The sequence below is a fragment of the Tibeticola sp. genome (genome assembly GCF_022759015.1).
Taxonomy (GTDB): domain Bacteria; phylum Pseudomonadota; class Gammaproteobacteria; order Burkholderiales; family Burkholderiaceae_C; genus Tibeticola; species Tibeticola sediminis.
Map to the genome: position 1 here is coordinate 1 of NZ_JAEMQB010000030.1, position 5993 is coordinate 5993.

The following is a 5993-nucleotide window of genomic DNA, read 5'->3' on the forward strand; positions in this document are numbered from 1 at the left end:
CCAGGCGCGCGCCATCACGGGGACTTATTCAGCGTTGCCTTACGTTGCCCTATTGATCCGGCCAGGTGAAGATTGAACTCGGTAGCCAGGTCCTGGCTTGGCGTCGTGTCTGGATCCCGGACTTCGCCATGGTAACGAGGTTCAAACATATTCTGGCCGGATCAATAAGCCCGCAATTTTAGGGGCGGCGCAGGCTCCGGTTTGCCCAGGCCGGGGCGGGCTCTGCCCAGAGGCAGTGCCCGGCGTCAGACGATTTGCACGCGCAACTCGGATAGCCCGCTCACACCGCCCACCAGCAGGTCGCCCGGCACGACCGCGCCGACGCCTTCGGGTGTGCCGGTATAAATCAGATCGCCCGGTTGCAGTGTCCAGGCCGCGGAGAGATGCTCGATCACTTCGCCGATGTTCCAGATCAGTTTGGCGATTTGGCTGCGTTGGCGCTCCGCGCCGTTGACCTGCAGCCAGATTTCCGCTGTCGTGATGTCGCCCGCCTGGACCGCCGGCGTGATCGGGCTGATGGGGGCCGATGCTTCGAAGGCTTTGCCGATCTCCCAGGGTCGGCCGAGTTTTTTCATTTCGTTTTGCAGGTCACGCCGCGTCATGTCGAGCCCGACCGCATAGCCGTAGATGTGCCGATGCGCCTCGGCCGCCGGAATTTGCGCGCCGCCGACACCGATCGCAACCACCAGTTCGATCTCGTGGTGCAGGTTGCGTGTCAGGGAAGGGTAGGGCAAACGGCCGGTTTCGCCTTCATTCACCGGGAAGACGGCGTCGGCGGGCTTGAGGAAGAAGAACGGCGGCTCGCGGCCGGTGAAGCCCATTTCTTTCGCGTGTTCTTCGTAATTTCGGCCCACACAATAAACGCGGTGCACCGGAAAACATGCGTCGCTGTTTCGGACGGGCACGCGCACGGTGGGGGGCGGTGGGAAGACATCATTCATGGCTGGGCTCTTTGGGGGTTTTGCCGAAGGAGCCAGTTTGCCACGGCCCCGTGCGGTGGCACACTTGCGGGTGAGGTCCATCGATTTTTACCCATTGTTCAGGAGTCCAGCCATGCAACAGACATCGAATCGAAACGCTCTTTCGCCGCACCGCTGGGGGGCGGCTGCGCTCGCGGGCGCGCTCGTGCTCGCGGGTTGCGCGGATATGACGGAGACGCAGCGCCATACCGCCATCGGCGCGGGCATCGGAGCCCTTGCCGGTGCGGCCATTGGAGACAGCAAAGGCGCGGCGGCGGTGGGAGCGGGCATCGGCGCGCTTGGCGGCTACGTCTGGTCGACCCAGATGCAGCAGAAAAAAGCGGCGATGGAACAGGCCACGGCGGGAACCGGGGCGACCGTCACGCGCACCGCCGATAACCAGCTCAAGCTCAACATTCCGAGCGACATTTCCTTCGGCACCGGCAGTGCGGCCATCCAGCCGCGCTTGCGCCCTATCCTGGATCAGTTCGCCCAAGGACTGGCCGGGCAGCCGAGTATCGAAGTGCGCATCATCGGACACACCGACAGCACGGGCAGCGACGCGGTCAACAACCCCTTGTCGATCAACCGCGCGGCTGCGGTCCGCGACTATTTGGTGACGCGCGGCGTCGACCCCGGTCGGATCATCATCGACGGTCGCGGGTCGCGTGAGCCGATTGCCGACAACTCCACCGAAGCCGGCCGCGCGAAGAACCGCCGGGTCGAGATCTTCCTGGCCGAGCGCGCTCCGCAGCGCTGAAGCAAACCGGATGGAGGGCTGCCGGGCCCGGCTCCGCAGTGATGAAGCTCTACAACTACTTCCGTTCCTCGGCTTCGTTTCGGGTGCGCATCGCGCTCGAGCTCAAAGGCTTGCCGTACCAGTACGTGCCCGTGCACCTTGCCCGGGGTGAGCACCGCGGGGCGGAATTTGTCGCGCTCGCACCCGAAGGGCTCGTGCCCCTGCTCGAACTCGATGATGGCACGCGGCTGTCGCAATCGATGGCCATCATCGAGTTTCTCGACGAAACCCATCACAGCCCGCCGTTGTTGCCGTCGGAGCCGTTGGCTCGGGCGCGGGTGCGCGCCCTGGCTCAGATCGTGGCGTGCGAAATCCACCCGCTGAACAATTTGCGGGTGCTGCAATACCTCAAGCGCGAGCTGGGCGCGAGCGAAGAGGCGAAGAACACCTGGTACCGACACTGGGTCCGCCTCGGCCTCGAAGCCTTCGAGCGGCAGTTGGCGCAGCAGCCGCCAACGCGCTTTTGCGCCGGCGAAGCCCCGACGCTGGCCGACTGTTTGCTGGTGCCGCAGATCTTCAACGCGCGCCGTTTCGAATGCGACCTCAGCTGCCTGCCGCGCACCCTGGCGGCCTTTGACGCCTGTATGTCGCTGCCGGCCTTCCAGCGCGCCCAACCGTCCGCATGCCCGGATTTCGAACCGTAGAACCGTTCTTGGTGCCCGCGCCGTTTTTCCGTCCCGACTGGCCCGCGCCGCCTCAGGTTCGGGCTTGTATGACCGTGCGAGAGGGCGGTTGCTCCCGCGCGCCGTTTGATCGGTTCAACCTCGGCGACCATGTGGGCGACGACCCGCAGGCCGTCGCGGAAAACCGCGCGCGGCTCGCCGCTGCGATGGGTATGCGGCCCGTGTTTCTTCGGCAGGTCCATGGAACGGACGTGCTGCGGATCGACGCCGATACGCCCGACGGCACGGCCGCGGATGCGGCGGTAACGGCCTCGCCCCACACGGCCTGCACCGTGATGGTGGCCGATTGCTTGCCAGTGCTGCTGTGTGATATCGAAGGGCGCGTCGTGGCAGCGGCACACGCGGGTTGGCGGGGACTCGCAGGCGAGGAGGGCGTGGGCATTTTGGAGCGAACGGTCGAAGCGATTCGGCGCCTCACGGCGCAGAGGAGGGCTTCGAGCGGGGACAGCACAGCAGTTCCAGCGCTGATGGCTTGGCTCGGTCCTTGCATTGGTCCGCAGGCATTCGAGGTGGGCCCCGAGGTGCGTGCGGCTTTTTGTGACCGGGACCCAAGCGCGACCGAGGCCTTCCGCCGCGCGACCGATGGCGCTGCCGACCGCTGGTGGGCCGACTTGGCCCAGCTGGCGCGGCGGCGGCTGCGCGCCCTGGGTGTCGCGCAGATCTACGGCAACGACAGCAGCCCGGCATGGTGCACCGTGACGCAGCGCGATCGCTATTTCTCCCACCGGCGGGATACCGCTCGGCTCGGGGGCACGGGCCGCATGGCGGCCTGCATAGGCTTGGCCTGAGCCCGTCAGCTTGGTGAAGGGGCGCTGGTGCCATACTGGCTGCCTTGGAGATCAATCGAGGAGACGACGGGTGAGTGAATCGAATCGCGTGTTGAGCGGGCTGGACCCGATGGCGGCCGGGCAACAATGGATCGATAGCCTGACCACCGTGTGGTTGCAGGCGATGGCGGGTACCCCGCTCAAGCCCGGTGAGACCGCCATGCCCGCGGCTCCGAAGGTGTCCATCGCTCCAGAAAAGCTGGCGGAGATCCAACAGGACTACCAAAAGGAGGCGGCGTCGATTTGGCTCGACGTGCTCAGCGGGCGCGCACCGCTCAAGGATCGACGCTTTGCAGATCCCGCCTGGCAAAAGAACCCCTGGGCCACCTACACGGCGGCCATGTATCTGCTCAACGCGCGCACGCTCATGCGGATGGCGGAGGCGATCGAGGGCGACGAGAAAACACGCAATCGCATCCGCTTTGCCGTCGAGCAGTGGGTAGCAGCGGCCGCCCCGACGAACTTCTTTGCGCTCAATGTCGAGGCGCAGCAAAAGGCGCTGCAAACCCAGGGTGTAAGCATCGCCAAGGGCCTGCAGAATCTGCTCGAGGACCTGCGGCGGGGTCACATTTCGATGACCGACGAGAGCCTTTTCGAAGTCGGCCGCAACGTCGCCACCACCGAAGGCGCCGTGGTCTACGAGAACGAGCTGTTCCAGTTGATCGAATACAAGCCGCTGACGCCGACCGTTCATGAGCGACCGTTCTTGTTGATTCCACCCTGCATCAACAAGTACTACATCCTCGATCTGCAGCCGGACAATTCGCTGATCCGCTACGCCGTCAGTCAGGGGCATCGCACCTTCGTGATCAGTTGGCGCAACCCCGACGAGTCGCTGGCGAACAAGACCTGGGACGACTACATCGAAGACGCAGCCATCCGCGCCATCTCGGTGGTTCAGGACATCACGCAGTCCCCCCAAATCAACACCCTGGGCTTCTGCGTCGGCGGGACGATCCTCGCCACGGCTCTGGGTGTGCTCGCTGCGCGCGGGGACGACACGGTGGCGAGCGCCACGTTCCTCACCACGCTGATCGACTTCACGGAAACCGGCGTGCTCGATGTGTTCATCGACGAAGCTTTTGTGCGCTACCGCGAAGCCCAGTTGGGGCATGGCGGCTTGCTCAAGGGGCAGGAACTCGCGACCACGTTCAGTTTCTTGCGTCCCAACGATCTCGTCTGGAACTATGTGGTCGGCAACTACCTCAAGGGCGAGACGCCGCCGCCCTTCGACCTGTTGTATTGGAACGCCGACAGTACCAACCTGCCGGGGCCGTTTTATGCCTGGTATTTGCGCAATACGTACCTCGAGAACAATCTGGTCAAGCCCGGCAAGCTGACCGTTTGTGGCGAAAAGCTCGACCTACGCAAGGTGCGCCAGCCGGTCTACATCTACGGCTCGCGCGAGGACCATATCGTTCCGATCGGTGGCGCCTATGCCAGTACGCAGGTCTTGCGGGGCAAGAAGCGCTTCGTCATGGGCGCCTCCGGGCATATTGCCGGTGTGATCAACCCCCCGACTGCGAACAAGCGCAGCCACTGGACGCGCGAGGATGGAAAGTTCCCATCCACCGTCGAAGAGTGGATTGCCGGGGCGACGGAACATCCCGGCAGCTGGTGGCCCGACTGGGCGCGCTGGCTCGCGGCGCATGCAGGCGGCAGCATCCCCGCACCCAAGACCTACGGCCGCGGGCGCAAATACCGCGCCATCGAGCCAGCGCCGGGCCGTTACGTCAAGGCCAAGGCCTGAGTTCCTTTTTTCAAACCCGAGGAGACTATTCATGGAAGACATCGTCATCGTTTCCGCCGTGCGCACGGCGGTGGGCAAATTCGGCGGCTCGCTCGCCAAGGTTCCGGCGACGGAGTTGGGTGCCATCGTCGTCAAGGAAGCCTTGCGCCGTGCCGGCGTGGGCCTCGACCAGGTGGGCGAGGTCATCATGGGCCAGGTGCTGGCCGCAGGCGCGGGCCAGAACCCGGCACGACAGGCCTTGATGAAGGCCGGCATTGCGAAGGAGACGCCGGCGCTCACCATCAACGCGGTCTGTGGCTCGGGCCTCAAGGCCGTGATGCTCGCCGCGCAAGCGATTGCTTGGGGTGATAGTGAGATCGTCGTCGCGGGCGGGCAGGAGAACATGAGCGCGAGCCCCCATGTGCTGCTGGGCAGCCGCGAGGGCCAGCGCATGGGCGACTGGAAGATGATCGACTCGATGATCGTCGACGGCCTCTGGGACGTCTACAACCAGTACCACATGGGCATCACCGCCGAGAACGTGGCGCAGGTCTGCTGCGTGAGCCGGGAGATGCAGGATGCACTGGCGCTCGCCAGCCAGCAGAAGGCCGCCGCCGCGCAGGAAGCCGGCAAATTCAAGGACGAGATCGTTGACGTGCTGATCCCGCAGCGCAAAGGCGATCCGCTGGTGTTCAATACCGACGAGTTCATCAACAAGAAGACCAGCGCCGAAGCGCTCGCCAGCTTGCGCCCGGCTTTTGCCAAGGACGGCACGGTGACGGCGGGCAACGCCTCGGGCATCAACGACGGCGCCGCGGCGGTGGTGGTCATGACGGCCAAGAAGGCTGCGCAGCTGGGTCTCACGCCCATGGCACGCATTGCGGCCTTTGCCACCAGCGGTCTGGACCCCGCGCACATGGGCCTGGGGCCGGTACCGGCGACCGAAAAAGCGCTCTCGCGGGCGGGCTGGAAGGTGGCGGATGTGGATTTGTTCGA

6 protein-coding genes are annotated in these 5993 nt (G+C 65.0%); 5 read left to right on the top strand and 1 reads right to left on the bottom strand.

Going from position 1 to position 5993, the window contains the following annotated elements; all coding sequences use genetic code 11:
- Nucleotides 1–245 precede the first annotated feature (245 nt).
- Nucleotides 246–941 (bottom strand): fumarylacetoacetate hydrolase family protein, encoded by a 696-nt coding sequence (locus JHC36_RS01885; RefSeq protein WP_124219369.1) that lies wholly within the window; start codon nucleotides 939–941, stop codon nucleotides 246–248.
- A gap of 112 nt (nucleotides 942–1053) precedes the next feature.
- Here JHC36_RS01885 and JHC36_RS01890 point away from each other — a divergent pair, with 112 nt between their 5' ends.
- From JHC36_RS01890 to JHC36_RS01910, 5 genes are all read left to right on the top strand, one after another.
- Nucleotides 1054–1719 carry a YiaD family glycine zipper/OmpA-like lipoprotein gene (locus JHC36_RS01890; RefSeq protein ID WP_287915149.1) on the top strand — a complete coding sequence of 222 codons (666 nt, stop codon included), beginning with the start codon at nucleotides 1054–1056 and terminating at the stop codon, nucleotides 1717–1719.
- A 41-nt stretch (nucleotides 1720–1760) separates the two neighbouring features.
- Nucleotides 1761–2402, top strand: coding sequence for a maleylacetoacetate isomerase (gene maiA, locus JHC36_RS01895; protein WP_287915151.1), 642 nt, complete (start codon nucleotides 1761–1763; stop codon nucleotides 2400–2402).
- A gap of 68 nt (nucleotides 2403–2470) precedes the next feature.
- Nucleotides 2471–3229 (top strand): peptidoglycan editing factor PgeF, encoded by a 759-nt coding sequence (gene pgeF, locus JHC36_RS01900; protein ID WP_287915154.1) that lies wholly within the window; start codon nucleotides 2471–2473, stop codon nucleotides 3227–3229.
- A gap of 109 nt (nucleotides 3230–3338) precedes the next feature.
- Complete coding sequence (gene phaC, locus JHC36_RS01905) at nucleotides 3339–5018, top strand: class I poly(R)-hydroxyalkanoic acid synthase (protein ID WP_503006764.1); 1680 nt, start codon at nucleotides 3339–3341, stop codon at nucleotides 5016–5018.
- Between the two features lie 31 nt (nucleotides 5019–5049).
- Nucleotides 5050–5993, top strand: a 944-nt coding sequence (locus JHC36_RS01910) for an acetyl-CoA C-acyltransferase (protein ID WP_287915157.1), incomplete at its 3' end; no start/stop codon positions are given.

What these genes read in the sequence shown, in the direction of transcription:
- JHC36_RS01885 (WP_124219369.1), bottom strand. Translation starts at nt 941, where the DNA reads ATGAATGATGTCTTCCCACCGCCCCCCACCGTGCGCGTGCCCGTCCGA.
- JHC36_RS01890 (WP_287915149.1), top strand. Translation starts at nt 1,054, where the DNA reads ATGCAACAGACATCGAATCGAAACGCTCTTTCGCCGCACCGCTGGGGG.
- maiA (WP_287915151.1), top strand. Translation starts at nt 1,761, where the DNA reads ATGAAGCTCTACAACTACTTCCGTTCCTCGGCTTCGTTTCGGGTGCGC.
- pgeF (WP_287915154.1), top strand. Translation starts at nt 2,471, where the DNA reads ATGACCGTGCGAGAGGGCGGTTGCTCCCGCGCGCCGTTTGATCGGTTC.
- phaC (WP_503006764.1), top strand. Translation starts at nt 3,339, where the DNA reads ATGGCGGCCGGGCAACAATGGATCGATAGCCTGACCACCGTGTGGTTG.